Genomic DNA, 14,467 nt, shown 5'->3' on the forward strand with positions numbered 1-14,467 from the left:
TACAACAAGAACGCGGGGCCCCATCAAGGGCCCCGCGTTCTTTTGTCATGGTTCTTAGAGGCCCACTTCGGCGGACTGGAGGAGGGCGACGGCGTCGGGCTGGCCTTCGAACGTCACCAGTGCATGGCGTGTGCGGCCGTGGGCGTGCATCAGCAGTTCACCGGGTTCTCCGACGATCGCCACCGAAACCGGGGCCCGCTTGGCCACGTGGCGCGGCCCGGAAGGCCGGACCAGGACAATGCCGAGGTCCACGCCGCGGTACAAAATGGCGGCGCGCTTGATCAGTTCGTCCCAGAGGGCCTCGGAATACGCTTCGTCGAGTTGCCGGGGAGCCCAGCGGTCCACGGCGCGGCGGATGTCCTCCGTGTGCACGAAGTACTCAATCAGGTTGGAGCTTTCGTCCAGCGCCTTGATGTTCATGGGTGACAGCGCCGGGGGGCCGGCCCGGAAGGTGTTCACCAGGCTGGTGTAATCATCTGCGGTCTTCAGCTTCGCGGCCAGCTTGGCGGTGGCTTTGTCCGAGGCCTTCGACAGGCTTTTGATGATGAGGCCCAGCCCCACGGCCGCCTTGCGTTCGCGGAGGTAAAGATGCGCGGCAAGGTCCCTGGTGCGCCAGCCTTTGCAAAGGGTAGGGGCATCAGGGCCGGCCGCCAGCAGGGTTTCGGCCAGGACTTCTCGGGACGGGTCGACGAAATGCATCACTTGTGAAACTAGCACGACACCGGGGGAGTTGGGCAGCAGAACCGCCACCCCGAATGTGCAGTTGTTCACACTCCGGCCGGGCCTGTGCAAAGGCACTAGACTTGGTCTGATGTCTGAGCAGCCCGCCTCCGCCCCAGCCCCTGGTTCACCCCTGCCCACTGCCGTCGCCGCTGCGCTGAAGCGGGACAGCGCCGGGCTGGTGGCCGCCGTTGTACAGCAGTTCGACACGAATGAGGTGCTGATGCTCGGCTGGATGGACGACGAAGCACTGCACCGCACGATGACCAGCGGCCGGGTCACCTTCTATTCGCGCTCCCGCCAGGAATATTGGCGCAAAGGCGACACCTCCGGTCACGTCCAGTGGGTCAAGTCCGTTGCCATGGACTGCGACGGCGATGCGCTCCTCGTGCGCGTGGACCAGGTCGGCGCCGCGTGCCACACAGGCACCCGCACCTGCTTCGACGGCAGGGGCCTCGAAGTCCAGACCGGAACGGCCGCCTGACCACCTTCCCGGGAGACAACCCGGGGCGGGAGTCCGGCCCGGATCCCCACATACTTTCGGCAGCATACAACTGACGCCCTCCACCCGGCGTCGAAGAAGAACAGGCGGAAAAGCATAGCCATGCAGGACCTTGGAATCATCAGTCCGGGCCTCGAAGAGTTCCGCGAACTAGCAGGCAGCAGCCGTGTCATTCCCGTCCGCCTCAAGGTTCTGGCGGACGCGGAGACACCCATTGGCCTCTACCGGAAGCTCGCCCAGGGCCAGCCCGGAACGTTCCTGATGGAATCCGCGGCGGTCGGCGGGACCTGGTCCCGCTACTCGTTCATCGGCGCCAGGTCGCGCGCCACGCTCACCACGAAGGACGGCCAGGCCCACTGGCTCGGACAGCCGCCGGTGGGTGTGCCTGTGGACGGCAATCCCGTGGACGCCATCCGCGACACCATCGACGCCCTCCGCACTGACCGGTTTGACGGGCTGCCGCCATTTACGTCGGGCCTGGTGGGCTTCCTGGGCTGGGAAACGGTCCGGCACTGGGAACGGCTGACCAGCCCGCCCGAAGATGACCTGCAGCTGCCCGAAATGGCGCTGAACCTGGTCACGGACATGGCAGTGCACGACAACGTGGACGGCACCGTCCTCCTCATCGCCAATGCGATCAACTTCGACGACAGCTCCGAACGCGTGGACGAGGCCTGGCACGACGCCGTGGCCCGGGTCAAGGCCCTGCTGTCGCAGATCAGCACACCCGTGGCCCAGCCTGTTTCCGTCCTGGAGCCCGCCGCCCTGGATTTTGCCTCCAGCGTGCAGGAACGCTGGGACGAAACCGAATACCTCGCAGCCCTGGACCGCGGCAAGGAAGCGATCGTCGACGGCGAAGTCTTCCAGGTGGTGATCTCCCGCCGCTTCGAGATGGAGTGCGGCGCCTCGCCCCTGGACGTCTACCGGGTGCTCCGCAACACCAACCCGAGCCCGTACATGTACATCTTCAGCCTCGAGGACGCCGACGGCCGCGAGTACTCGATCGTTGGTTCCTCACCAGAGGCGCTGGTGACCGTGACCGGCGAAGAAGTCATCACGCACCCGATCGCCGGCTCACGCCCCCGCGGCAAGACAGTCGAGGGGGACAAGGCGCTGGCCGAGGAACTTCTCGCCGACCAGAAGGAACGCGCCGAGCACCTGATGCTGGTGGACCTGTCCCGCAACGACCTCTCCAAGGTCTGCGTCGCCGGGACCGTGGACGTCACCCAGTTCATGGAAGTGGAACGGTTCAGCCACATCATGCACCTGGTCTCCACCGTAGTGGGCAAGCTGTCGCCGAAAGCCAAGGCCTACGACGTCCTGAAAGCCACCTTCCCGGCAGGCACCCTGTCCGGCGCCCCGAAACCGCGGGCACTGCGCCTGCTCGACGAACTGGAACCCCACCGGCGCGGCATCTATGGCGGCGTGGTGGGCTACCTGGACTTCGCCGGTGACATGGACATGGCCATCGCCATCCGCTCGGCGCTGCTCCGCGAAGGACGTGCCTACGTCCAGGCGGGCGGTGGCATTGTGGCGGACTCCGTCAACCCCACCGAAGCGCTGGAAACGGTGAACAAGGCCGCGGCCCCGCTCCGGGCAGTCCACACTGCCGGTTCCCTGCACAACATTTCAGCCGAGACCATTCCCGACGCCGGACCTACCACGCAGGCGGGCGCCTGATGCCGGTTCCGGACGTCGCCGCCGGCAACCCCTCCCAAGCCGCAGGAACTCCGGCCTGGGCCCGGAAGTCCACGCTGGTGCTGCTGGTCGCAGTACTGGCCCTGGCGGTGTTCGGCACCACAACGCAGACGTGGATCTCGGTCACCCTGGACCCGGACCAGGTAGGCCAGGCCGGCGGTGCCCAGGCGGCCCTGCAGGTGCAGGGGAGCAAGGCCGCCACCGCAGTCACAGCCCTGGCACTTGTTGCCCTTGCCGGAGGCCTGGCTGCGGCCATCGCCGGACGGATCGCGCGGTGGATCATCACGGCGATCATCGTGCTGGCCTCCGCCGGCATCGTCGGGGCGGCAGCCACCGTGCTGGCTGACCCGCTGGCCGCGGCGCAGGGCTCCATCGCCGCCGCTACCGGCGTTACCGGAAGCAGCGCCGAAGTGAGCGTGACTGCATTTCCGGCGATCGCCGTCGTCGTCGGTATCCTGCTGGCGCTGGTCGCACTGATGATCGTCCCGGCGGGCCGGCACTGGAAGGCACGCACAAAATACGACGTGCGGGCCACGGGCAGCGGGGCAGCCGCCGCAGGGCCGGTGGACGAGATCGACAGCTGGGACCGGCTTTCACGCGGCGACGACCCCACCTGAGGGCACCCGATAACGGGGTCCCGGCCAAAAAATGGCAGAATGTAAGCAGTATTGATCCTGAGGAGATTCACATGAGCAAAGCACCCGCGTCCGCGTCCAAGTCCGCCACGGAATCCGCTGTCCACCACGGCGTTGACCACAGCCAGGAACTCGGCCACGGCAACAGCCCGGCAGCCTGGACCTGCGTGATCGTGATGCTGGTCGGCGCGCTGGTCTGCTCCATCGCCTTCGTTATCGCAAACACCCCGATCTTCATCGCCGGCGCAGCCGTCATGGTCCTCGGCCTGATCCTGGGTTACGTTATGCGCAAGGCAGGCTACGGCGTCGAAGGCAGCAAGCTGAAGAACTCCGGCCACTGATGGCGACTGTTCTCGATGACATCAACGCCGGTGTCAGGGAGGATATGGAGGCCAGGAAGCGCCTTGTTTCCCTCGCGGAACTGAAGGACCTGGCCTCTGCCGCTGCCCCCGCGCGTGACGCCTGGGCGGCCCTCGATGGACCGTCGGCCCGTCGGGACCAGCTGAAGGTCATCGCCGAAATCAAGCGCCGCAGCCCCTCCAAAGGCGACCTGGCCGCGATTGTGGATCCGGCTTCGCTCGCTGCGCAGTACGCCGACGGCGGTGCCGCCGTCATCAGCGTCCTCACCGAACAGCGCCGCTTCAACGGCTCCCTCGCGGATCTGGACGCCGTCCGCGCCCGGGTGGAGGTTCCACTGCTGCGGAAGGACTTCACCCTCGACGAGTACCAGATCTGGGAAGCCCGTGCCCACGGCGCGGACCTGATCCTGCTCATCGTCGCGGCACTTTCGGACAGCCAGCTCCAGGAATACAGCGCGCTCAGCCGGGAACTCGGGATGAACGTGCTGGTTGAGACGCACACGGAAGAGGAAATCGAACGCGCGGTAGCGGCACAGGCGCGCATCATCGGCGTGAACGTTCGCAACCTCAAAACGCTCGACGTCGACCGTTCCGTATTCGCCTCCCTCGCCGGCATGATTCCAGCCGAGGCCCTGGTCATCGCCGAATCCGGCGTACGTGGCGTCGACGACGTCACCCATTACGCCGCCAGTGGCGCCAACGCCATCCTGGTGGGCGAAGCCTTGGTGAGCGACTCAACCCCGCGTGAGCGGATCGCCGAATTTACCGCGGCAGGCGCCGCAGCCATCGCCGCACGCGCCTAGCAGCGGCGGCCCCATCCCAGCCCGGTTGCCCAGGCAGCCATGGGATGCCGCATGACAACTATTTAGTGAAAAGTGAACAGGATGGTGAGACTGATGGCCGAAGCGCCGACAGCCGGCTCTGACGAAGGCTCGGTGGATGCATTCCTGCAGGGCGGCTCCCTCAAGCACGCCCCGGGACCCTACTTCGGCTCCTACGGAGGCCGGTGGATGCCCGAGTCACTGATCGCGGCCCTGGACGAACTCGAGGACACGTTCGAAAAAGCCAAGGCTGATCCGGATTTCATCGCCCAGATCGCTGAGCTGAACAAGAATTACTCCGGCCGACCGTCGCTCCTGACCGAGGCCAAGCGCTTCGCCGAGCACGCCGGGGGAGTGCGGATCTTCCTCAAGCGCGAGGATCTGAACCACACCGGCTCGCACAAGATTAACAATGTCCTTGGCCAGGCCCTCCTGGCCAAGCGCATGGGGAAGACCCGCGTTATCGCCGAGACCGGTGCAGGCCAGCACGGCGTGGCCAGCGCCACTGCCGCCGCATTGCTCGGCCTGGAATGCGTTGTCTACATGGGCGCGGAGGACTGCCGCCGGCAGGCACTGAACGTGGCCCGGATGGAACTCCTCGGCGCCACTGTGATCCCCGTGACCAACGGTTCGCAGACCCTCAAGGACGCCATCAACGAGGCACTCCGCGACTGGGTTGCCAACGTCGGCAATACCCACTACCTGCTGGGTACGGCCGCCGGAGCGCACCCGTTCCCGGCCATGGTCCGCTACTTCCATGAGGTCATCGGCGAGGAAGCCCGGGCCCAGATCATTGAGCAGGCCGGCCGCCTTCCCGACGCCGTCTGCGCCTGCATCGGCGGCGGCTCCAACGCGATCGGCATCTTCCACGGCTTCCTCGACGACCCCTCCGTGAAGATCTACGGCTTCGAGGCAGGCGGCGACGGCGTCGAAACCGGACGGCACGCGGCCACCATCACCCTGGGCAAGCCCGGAGTGCTCCACGGCGCCCGCTCCTACCTCATGCAGGATGACGACGGCCAGACCATTGAGTCCCACTCCATTTCCGCAGGCCTGGACTACCCGGGTGTTGGCCCGGAGCACTCCTACCTTGCCGACATCGGACGCGTCAGTTACGAGCCCATCACGGACAGCGAAGCCATGGAGGCGTTCCGCCTTCTCTGCCGTACCGAGGGCATCATCCCCGCCATCGAGTCCTCACACGCCCTGGCCGGCGCCATCAAGGTGGGCCAGCGTCTGGCTGCAGACGCCGGCACCGCCAGCGAGGCAGCCCAGAAGATCGTGATCGTGAACCTGTCCGGCCGCGGTGACAAGGATGTGGCCACCGCAGCAGAGTGGTTCGACCTGCTGGACAAGGACTCCGCAGAGGCCGCCATCGGCAAGGAAGGGGAGCAGCTGTGACCGGCGCTCAGGACATCACCAGCACCAGCAAATCGGCAGTCGCCATCGACAAGGCCCGCGCAGAAGGACGGGCGGCCCTGATCGGCTACCTTCCTGCCGGGTACCCCACCGTTGAGGACACCATCGCCGCCGGCATCGCCCTGGCCCGGAACGGTGCCGACCTCATCGAGATCGGCATCCCGTACTCGGACCCGGTCATGGACGGCCCTGTCATCCAGGCTGCCACCACGGAAGCCTTGGCCAACGGATTCGCCGTCCGCGAGGTCTTCGACGTCGTGGCCGGCATCACCAGCCAGACGGACGCCGCCGTGCTGGTCATGACGTATTGGAATCCCGTGGTCCGGATGGGCGTGGACGAGTTCTCACGCCGCCTCGCCGAAGCCGGGGGAGCCGGCCTGATCACGCCCGACCTCATCCCGGACGAGGCCGCGGAATGGATGGAAGCATCCGATAAGTACGGCCTGGACCGGGTGTTCCTGGTAGCGCCGTCGTCCTCCACCGAACGCATGAAGCGCACGGTGGAGGCGAGCCGAGGTTTTGTGTACGCCGTCTCCATCATGGGCGTTACGGGCGCCCGGTCCTCGGTCAGTTCGGCTGCCAAGGGCGTTGTAGCTGCGGCGAAGGAGGCCGGCGCCGAGCGCGTCTGCGTTGGCCTGGGAGTCTCGAACGCTGAGCAGGTGGCGGAGATTGCCGCCTATGCCGACGGCGTGATCGTGGGCACGGCCCTCGTGTCCGCCATCAGGGACGGCGGCGTTGACGCCGTTGCGAAGCTGACCAAAGACCTCAGTACCGGATTGACCAGGAAGTAGCCCCGATGCAGACCCTCCTCCACGCCGCGGCCATGGTGCCGGCCAGCATCCCGAGTCCGGACTGGTCCGGCTTCGACATCCCGCTGCCGTGGGGCTCGTTGCGCATCCACGCCTATGCCTTGTGTATCCTGGCGGGCATCATCGTGGGCCTGTGGCTCACGTCCGTCCGCTGGGCGCGGCGGGGAGCGCCGGAGGGCAGCGTCTGGGACATCGTCATCTGGGCCATCCCGTTTGGCATCATCGGCGGACGGCTCTACCACGTGGTGTCCTCCCCGGATGCCTACTTTGGTCCCGGGTTCGACGGCACCGGGGACCTCTGGCTGATCCCGCAGATCCAGCGCGGCGGGTTGGGAATCTGGGGCGCAGTGGTGCTGGGCGCGGTGGGCGCCTGGATCGGCTGCCGCCGGTCGGGCGTGAAGCTCACGGCGTTCCTGGACGCAGCAGCTCCAGGGCTGCTGCTGGCCCAGGCCATTGGCCGCTGGGGAAACTACTTCAACCAGGAACTCTTCGGTGGGCCTACCACGCTGCCGTGGGGCCTGCAGGTCGATGCGGATAACGCCAACTTCCCTGCCGGGATGGCTGCCGAGACCCTGTTCCACCCGACGTTCCTGTACGAGTCGCTGTGGAACATCGCGGGCGTGCTGATCCTCCTGGCCCTGGACCGAAAGTTCCACTTCCGCCGCGGCCGGCTCTTCTGGGCCTACGCCATGTACTACACCCTGGGCCGGGTCTGGATTGAAGCCATGCGGATTGATGACGCTGAGCGGATCAACCTCTTCGGCATCACGGCGCGCCTGAATGTCTGGACCAGCATCCTGGTCTTCGTGGTGGCGCTGGTGGTCTTCGTTCTCTTGGGAATGAAGGGCAAACCCGTGCCGGACAGCGTTTACCTGGAAGGCCGTGAACCTAGAAACGAAGGGCCGGAAGAAGGCGGCGAAGCGGTCCGTGATACGGACCCTGTTGTCTCAGATAGTGAATCGCGTGATAATCTCCCTGATAACCAAAGCGGTTCCGTGCGCCCTTCCACCCCAGGGGAAGAGGAGCAGGAGACTTCGGCAGGCAGGCATTCCGTCACGGATTCGCCGGCAGCCGGAACCTCAGGCAGCAAAGCCACAGGAACCGCGCCGGAAGCTGGCAGTACCAAGTAGCAAGCCGGCAAGCAGGGTCGCAGAGCCACCGCTCGCAGCGCCCAACAACCACAGCGTCGTGGCAGCGGGACAGCCCGGACCAGCATAGAGCTGCTGGCCGGTCAAGCCCGGGTCGGGGGCCTGCGTAACTGTTAGTTCAGCAGGTCGTGCTGACCTACAATTTCCAATAACTAACACTTTGTTGTGCCCATCACTTCAGGCGCCGACGAGTGGGGCCAACGGTGTCCCTTCCATACGCACGATCAGGAGGAAGGACGTCTCCCATGAGCCAAACTCTTCACACTCCCAGCTGGTCCGAACCGGACCAGCCTGAGGCTGCCATGTCGCCGTTCAAGCGCTTCGCGGCCCTGCCGGAGGCCCGTGGCCTGTACAACCCGGAGCAGGAGAAGGACGCCTGCGGTCTTGCGATCATCGCCACCCTGCGCGGCGAGCCCGGCTACGATATTGTCGACGCCGCCCTGACCGCCCTGCGCAACCTCGAGCACCGCGGTGCAGTGGGCGCCGACGAGGGCACCGGGGATGGCGCAGGACTGCTGATGCAGATCCCCGACGAGTTCTTCCGTGCCGTCACTGAATTCGAACTTCCCGCGCCCGGCCAGTACGTGGCCGGTACCGCCTTCCTGCCTGCTGAGCAGCGCGAAGCCGATGCCGCCAAGGCAGGCATCGAGGGCCTCGCCGCCGATGAAGGCCTGACTGTGCTGGGATGGCGTGAGGTCCCCATCGTCGCTGACCTCGTCGGTGCCATGGCGCGTGCCTGCATGCCCTACTTCTCGCAGCCCTTCCTGGCCTCGGCTACCGGCGAGGAGCTGGACCGCAACGAGCTGGATTCCCGCGCCTGGCGGATCCGCAAGCGCGCCCAGAACAAGTACGGCGTGTACTTCCCGTCGCTGTCCTCCCGGACCATCGTCTACAAGGGCATGCTCACCACCGCCCAGTTGGAGCCGTTCTACCCGGACCTCTCGGACAAGCGGTTCAAGACCAAGCTGGCGATCGTCCACTCACGCTTCTCCACCAACACGTTCCCGTCCTGGCCGCTTGCCCAGCCGTTCCGTACCATCGCCCACAACGGTGAAATCAACACCGTCAAGGGCAACCGGAACTGGATGCGCGCCCGCCAGTCCCAGCTCGCCAACCCGCTGCTGGGGGATTCGCCCGAAGAGCTGTACCCGATCTGCACTCCCGGTGCATCCGACTCCGCGTCCTTCGACGAAGTAGCCGAACTGCTGTGGCTCTCCGGCCGCCCCATCACGCACTCGATCATGATGATGATCCCCGAGGCCTGGGAAAACCACGCCACGATGGATCCGGCACGGCGTGCGTTCTACGAGTACCACTCCCTGCTCATGGAACCGTGGGACGGCCCGGCCGCCGTGTCCTTCACCGACGGCAACCTGGTAGGCGCCACCCTGGACCGTAACGGCCTGCGCCCGGGACGCTACTGGATCACCGAAGATGGCCTGATTGTCTTCGCCTCGGAGGTCGGCGTGATCGACGTCGAAGCCTCCAAGGTGGTCAAGAAGGGCCGTGTTTCGCCGGGCAAGATGTTCCTGGTGGACACCGACGCCGGCCGGATCATCGACGACGAAGAGGTCAAGGCAGAGGTGGCTGCGGCCAACCCCTGGGCCGAGTGGGTCAAGGACAACCTGATCGACCTCAACGACCTCCCCGAGCGCGAGCATGTGGTCCACACAGCCGCGTCGGTGAACATCCGCCAGCGGACCTTCGGCTACACCACTGAAGAGCTCAAGATCCTGCTCGGCCCGATGGCCCGTACTGGTGCCGAGCCCCTGGGCGCCATGGGCTCCGATACGCCCGTGGCTGTACTGTCCAAACGCCCCCGCCTGCTGTTCGACTACTTTGTGCAGTCCTTCGCGCAGGTCACCAACCCGCCTCTGGATGCCATCCGTGAAGAGCTGGTCACGTCGCTGACGTGTGCCATCGGCCCGAACGGCAACCTGCTGGATACCAAGCAGGTCCGCCAGCCGCAGGTTTCCTTGCCGTTCCCGGTGATCAACAACGACCAGCTCGCCAAGATCGCCAACATCGAAACGCCCGACGGCGACCGCGTGGCCATGAAGGTCCGTGGCCTTTACCGCCCCGAGGGCGGCGAGAACGCCCTGCGTGCCCGGCTCACCGAGATCTGCGAGCAGGTGTCCGGTGCGATCAACCGCGGCGTCCAGTACGTTGTGCTGTCCGACCGTGACTCGAACGCGCAGTGGGCCCCGATTCCTTCGTTGCTGCTGGTCAGTGCCGTGCACCACCACCTGCTGCGCAGCGCCAACCGCACCAAGACCGCCCTGGTGGTCGAGGCCGGCGACGTCCGCGAGACACACCACGTGGCTGTCCTGATTGGTTACGGCGCGTCCGCCGTGAACCCGTACCTGGCCATGGAATCCGTGGAGCAGCTGATCACCTCCGGGGATGTTGTTGGGGTCACGCCGCAGGACGGCGTCTACAACCTGATCAAGGGCCTCGGCAAGGGCGTCCTGAAGATCATGTCCAAGATGGGCATCTCCACCGTGGCCTCCTACACCGGCGCCCAGACGTTCGAAGCCCTGGGCCTCGGACAGGAGCTGGTGGACGAATTCTTCGCCGGCACGCACTCCCAGCTGGGCGGCGTGGGCCTGGACGTCATCGCCGCAGAAGTTTCCGCGCGGCACCAGATGGCCTACCCCGAAGGCGGCATCGAGCAGCCGCACCGCCCCCTGTTGGGTGGCGGCGAATACCAGTGGCGCCGCGATGGCGAGCCGCACCTGTTCAACCCGGAGACGGTCTTCCGGCTGCAGCACGCCACGCGTGAGCGCCGGTACGACATCTTCAAGGCCTACACCAAGGGCGTGGATGACCAGTCCGAGAACCTGATGACCCTCCGTGGGCTCCTCAAGTTCAAGAACGACCGTCCCGCCGTGCCGTTGGAAGAGGTCGAGCCGGTGTCCAGCATCGTCAAGCGCTTCTCCACTGGCGCCATGAGCTACGGGTCCATCTCCAAGGAAGCCCACGAGACCCTTGCGATTGCCATGAACCAGCTGGGCGGCAAGTCCAACACCGGTGAAGGCGGCGAGGACGTTGACCGTCTGCTGGACCCGAAGCGCCGCTCTGCCGTCAAGCAGATCGCATCGGGCCGGTTCGGGGTTACCAGCCTTTACCTGAGCAATGCCGACGACATTCAGATCAAGATGGCGCAGGGTGCCAAGCCCGGCGAAGGCGGCCAGCTGATGGCGCAGAAGGTGTACCCCTGGGTTGCCCGGACGCGCCACTCGACTCCCGGCGTCGGACTCATTTCCCCGCCTCCGCACCACGACATCTACTCCATCGAGGACCTCGCGCAGCTCATCTACGATGCGAAGCGCGCCAACCCCTCGGCCCGCGTGCACGTCAAGCTCGTCTCCGAAGTGGGGATCGGCACGGTAGCCGCCGGTGTCACCAAAGCCAAGGCCGACGTCGTACTCGTCTCAGGCCATGACGGCGGCACGGGTGCGTCCCCGCTGAACTCGCTGAAGCATGCGGGTGTGCCGTGGGAGCTGGGTCTCGCAGAGACACAGCAGACCCTGATGCTCAACGGCCTGCGCGACCGCGTGGTGGTTCAGGTGGATGGCCAGCTCAAGACCGGCCGCGACGTTGTTATCGCCGCCCTGCTTGGTGGCGAGGAATTCGGCTTCGCCACGGCACCGCTGGTGGTGGAAGGCTGCATCATGATGCGTGTCTGCCACCTGGACACCTGCCCTGTGGGTGTTGCCACGCAGAACCCCGAGCTCCGTGCCCGGTTCACCGGCAAGCCCGAGTTCGTGGTCAACTTCTTCGAGTTCCTGGCTGAGGAAGTCCGCGAAATCCTCGCGGAGCTTGGTTTCCGGAGCATCGAGGAGGCGATCGGCCACGCCGAGGTGCTGGACGCCCGTGAGGCGATCAACCACTGGAAGGCCGACGGCCTGGACCTGGACCCGATCCTGCACGGACTCGAGTTCGACGACGACGCACCCCTGCGCAACCTGACCTCGCAGAACCACGAGCTGGACAAGCACTTCGACCAGCGACTGATCACGATGGCCACCGAGGCGTTGACCGACCGCAGCCCGGTGAAGATCGCCGTGGACGTCATCAACACCGACCGCTCGGTGGGCACCATGCTGGGCCACGTTGTGACCAAGACGTTCAGCACCGACCTGCTGGCCACTGACACGATCGACATCACGCTGACCGGAACTGCGGGACAGTCGCTGGGCGCCTTCCTGCCCGCCGGCATCACGCTGCGCCTGTTCGGCGATTCGAACGACTACGTGGGCAAGGGCCTGTCCGGTGGACGGATCATCGTCCGCCCGGACCGCACCAACGTGTTCAAGGCCGAAAGCAACGTCATTGCCGGCAACGTGATCGGCTACGGCGCCACCAGCGGTGAGCTGTTCCTGCGCGGCCAGGTGGGCGAACGCTTCCTGGTCCGCAACTCCGGCGCCACTGCCGTCGTTGAAGGCATCGGCGACCACGGCTGCGAGTACATGACCGGCGGCCAGACGCTGATCATCGGCCGCACGGGCCGCAACTTCGGCGCCGGCATGTCCGGTGGCACGGCCTACGTGCTGGACCTGCAGACCACCCGCGTGAACAAGGATGCCCTGCAGTCCGGCGAACTCCAGCTCATGGAGCTCGACGCCGAGGACCGCGACATCGTCCACGGCCTGCTGGTCAAGCACGTCGAGGAGACGGAGTCGCTGCACGCCCAGCGGCTGCTCGAGAACTTCGACGACACCGCTGCCCGCATTACCAAAGTCTTGCCGCGCGACTACGCGGCAGTCCTGCAAACCCGTCTCGACGCCATCGAAGAGGGCCTTGACCCCGATGGCGAAGAAGTATGGTCTCGAATCCTGGAGGTGACCGGTGGCTGATCCACGCGGATTTCTGAAAGTACGCCAGCGTGAAACCCAGCCGCGACGTCCGGTTCCGGTCCGCATCATGGACTGGAAGGAAGTCTATGAGGCCCAGGAAAAGGGTGTCCTGAAGGCACAGGCCGGCCGTTGCATGGACTGCGGCGTTCCGTTCTGCCACCAGGGCTGCCCGCTGGGCAACCTGATTCCCGAGTGGAACGACCTCACCTGGCGGGATAAGGGCGAAGAAGCGATTGAGCGCCTCCACGCCACGAATAATTTCCCCGAGTGGACCGGCCGGCTCTGCCCGGCACCCTGTGAGGCGTCCTGCGTGCTGGGGATCAACCAGCCTGCGGTGACCATCAAGCAGGTTGAAGTGTCCATCATCGACGAAGCGTTCGAAAACGGCTGGGTCAACCCGCTGCCCCCGACGCGCCTGACGGGAAAGACCGTTGCCGTCGTCGGCTCCGGCCCAGCCGGCCTTGCTGTGGCACAGCAGCTGACCCGGGTGGGGCACACTGTCGCGGTGTATGAGCGCGACGACAAGATTGGCGGGCTCCTCCGGTATGGCATTCCTGACTTCAAGATGGAGAAGGAGCAGGTTGACCGCCGCATCGAGCAGATGAAGGCAGAAGGCACCCGCTTCCGCACCGGCGTCGCCGTGGGCTCCGACGTCACGTGGGAGCAGCTTCGCCGCCGTTACGACGCCGTCGTCATTGCCACCGGAGCCACCGTGCCGCGGAACCTGCCCATCCCGGGCCGCGACCTCGACGGCGTGCACTACGCCATGGACTACCTCGTGCCGGCCAACCGCGTGGTGGCGGGGGAGACCATCGAGAACCAGATCCATGCCAAGGGCAAGCACGTGGTGATCCTGGGCGGCGGCGATACCGGTGCTGACTGCCTGGGCACGGCGCACCGGCATGGCGCAGCGTCGGTGACCACCCTCGCAATTGGCAAGCAGCCGCCGTCGGAACGTGCCGGACACCAGCCCTGGCCGACCTTCCCCACATTGTTCGAAATGGCCAGCGCCCATGAGGAAGGTGGCGAACGCACGTATCTCGCCTCCACCGTGGAGTTTGTGGGTGAAAACGGCAAGCTCACCGGCGTCAAGGTCGCCGAAACTGAATTCGTTGACGGGAAGCGGCTGCCCAAGGCCGGCACCGAACGGATCATCCCGGCGGACCTGGTGTTCCTTTCCCTGGGCTTCACCGGCGCCGAGCCGGCAGGAATCAGCGAGCAGGTCAACGCTGAATTCGACGGTCGCGGAAACGTGTCCCGCGACGGTTACTACATGACCAACACCGAGGGCATCTTCGTGGCCGGAGACGCCGGCCGTGGGCAGTCGCTCATTGTGTGGGCCATCGCCGAGGGCCGGGCCTGTGCCGCCGCCGTGGACAAGTTTCTCATGGGCAGCACCATCCTGCCCGCTCCGGTGGCTCCGACGGACCGTGCTATCGCGGTTCTCTGACACCCGTTCAGTTCGCCACGGGTTCACCTCCGCAACAACTTAATCCA

Annotated in this window: 11 protein-coding genes; 10 read left to right on the top strand and 1 reads right to left on the bottom strand. The window is 65.8% G+C overall.

The annotated features are described in order from the left end of the window. Nucleotides 1-54: 54 nt before the first annotated feature. Nucleotides 55-699 (bottom strand): TIGR03085 family metal-binding protein, encoded by a 645-nt coding sequence (locus tag ACLKOZ_RS14935; protein ID WP_337347845.1) that lies wholly within the window; start codon nucleotides 697-699, stop codon nucleotides 55-57. A gap of 112 nt (nucleotides 700-811) precedes the next feature. On the opposite strand from ACLKOZ_RS14935, the gene hisI reads away from it, so the two are divergent. The 10 genes from hisI to ACLKOZ_RS14985 all read left to right on the top strand — a co-directional run bounded on the left by hisI (nucleotide 812) and on the right by ACLKOZ_RS14985 (nucleotide 14,420). Next, nucleotides 812-1,204, top strand: a complete 393-nt coding sequence (gene hisI / locus ACLKOZ_RS14940; protein WP_337347846.1) for a phosphoribosyl-AMP cyclohydrolase — start codon at nucleotides 812-814, stop codon at nucleotides 1,202-1,204. A gap of 120 nt (nucleotides 1,205-1,324) precedes the next feature. Next, nucleotides 1,325-2,902: an anthranilate synthase component I gene (locus ACLKOZ_RS14945; RefSeq protein WP_436476063.1), complete on the top strand. Its 1,578-nt coding sequence runs from the start codon at nucleotides 1,325-1,327 to the stop codon at nucleotides 2,900-2,902. Continuing rightward, the gene (locus tag ACLKOZ_RS14950; RefSeq protein WP_337351411.1) at nucleotides 2,902-3,537 is read left to right on the top strand and encodes a Trp biosynthesis-associated membrane protein; all 636 of its coding nucleotides are present in this window, start codon (nucleotides 2,902-2,904) and stop codon (nucleotides 3,535-3,537) included. Before ACLKOZ_RS14945 ends, ACLKOZ_RS14950 begins: the two co-directional genes overlap by 1 nt. A gap of 71 nt (nucleotides 3,538-3,608) precedes the next feature. Continuing rightward, nucleotides 3,609-3,896: an HGxxPAAW family protein gene (locus tag ACLKOZ_RS14955; protein WP_337347849.1), complete on the top strand. Its 288-nt coding sequence runs from the start codon at nucleotides 3,609-3,611 to the stop codon at nucleotides 3,894-3,896. Next, complete coding sequence (trpC, locus tag ACLKOZ_RS14960) at nucleotides 3,896-4,717, top strand: indole-3-glycerol phosphate synthase TrpC (protein WP_337351410.1); 822 nt, start codon at nucleotides 3,896-3,898, stop codon at nucleotides 4,715-4,717. Before ACLKOZ_RS14955 ends, trpC begins: the two co-directional genes overlap by 1 nt. A 93-nt stretch (nucleotides 4,718-4,810) precedes the next feature. After that, nucleotides 4,811-6,136, top strand: coding sequence for a tryptophan synthase subunit beta (gene trpB, locus ACLKOZ_RS14965; RefSeq protein ID WP_337351519.1), 1,326 nt, complete (start codon nucleotides 4,811-4,813; stop codon nucleotides 6,134-6,136). Continuing rightward, on the top strand, nucleotides 6,133-6,945 hold the full coding sequence (trpA, locus tag ACLKOZ_RS14970) for a tryptophan synthase subunit alpha (protein WP_337351409.1): 813 nt from the start codon (nucleotides 6,133-6,135) through the stop codon (nucleotides 6,943-6,945). Before trpB ends, trpA begins: the two co-directional genes overlap by 4 nt. Before the next feature lie 5 nt (nucleotides 6,946-6,950). Next, nucleotides 6,951-8,093, top strand: coding sequence for a prolipoprotein diacylglyceryl transferase (gene lgt, locus ACLKOZ_RS14975; RefSeq protein WP_436476067.1), 1,143 nt, complete (start codon nucleotides 6,951-6,953; stop codon nucleotides 8,091-8,093). Nucleotides 8,094-8,356: 263 nt separating this feature from the next. Continuing rightward, nucleotides 8,357-12,970 (top strand): glutamate synthase large subunit, encoded by a 4,614-nt coding sequence (gene gltB / locus ACLKOZ_RS14980; RefSeq protein ID WP_337351407.1) that lies wholly within the window; start codon nucleotides 8,357-8,359, stop codon nucleotides 12,968-12,970. Then, nucleotides 12,963-14,420 carry a glutamate synthase subunit beta gene (locus ACLKOZ_RS14985; protein ID WP_337349201.1) on the top strand — a complete coding sequence of 486 codons (1,458 nt, stop codon included), beginning with the start codon at nucleotides 12,963-12,965 and terminating at the stop codon, nucleotides 14,418-14,420. The genes gltB and ACLKOZ_RS14985 overlap by 8 nt, the downstream gene beginning before the upstream one ends. Nucleotides 14,421-14,467: the final 47 nt, after the last annotated feature.

This window comes from Arthrobacter sp. R4 (assembly GCF_051365025.1).
Lineage (GTDB): Bacteria > Actinomycetota > Actinomycetes > Actinomycetales > Micrococcaceae > Arthrobacter.

Excerpts from the sequence above, each read along its gene's own strand:
- ACLKOZ_RS14950 (WP_337351411.1), top strand. The coding sequence starts at position 2,902 with ATGCCGGTTCCGGACGTCGCCGCCGGCAACCCCTCCCAAGCCGCAGGA.
- hisI (WP_337347846.1), top strand. The coding sequence starts at position 812 with ATGTCTGAGCAGCCCGCCTCCGCCCCAGCCCCTGGTTCACCCCTGCCC.
- ACLKOZ_RS14935 (WP_337347845.1), bottom strand. The coding sequence starts at position 699 with ATGCATTTCGTCGACCCGTCCCGAGAAGTCCTGGCCGAAACCCTGCTG.
- ACLKOZ_RS14945 (WP_436476063.1), top strand. The coding sequence starts at position 1,325 with ATGCAGGACCTTGGAATCATCAGTCCGGGCCTCGAAGAGTTCCGCGAA.
- trpC (WP_337351410.1), top strand. The coding sequence starts at position 3,896 with ATGGCGACTGTTCTCGATGACATCAACGCCGGTGTCAGGGAGGATATG.
- lgt (WP_436476067.1), top strand. The coding sequence starts at position 6,951 with ATGCAGACCCTCCTCCACGCCGCGGCCATGGTGCCGGCCAGCATCCCG.
- ACLKOZ_RS14955 (WP_337347849.1), top strand. The coding sequence starts at position 3,609 with ATGAGCAAAGCACCCGCGTCCGCGTCCAAGTCCGCCACGGAATCCGCT.
- trpB (WP_337351519.1), top strand. The coding sequence starts at position 4,811 with ATGGCCGAAGCGCCGACAGCCGGCTCTGACGAAGGCTCGGTGGATGCA.
- gltB (WP_337351407.1), top strand. The coding sequence starts at position 8,357 with ATGAGCCAAACTCTTCACACTCCCAGCTGGTCCGAACCGGACCAGCCT.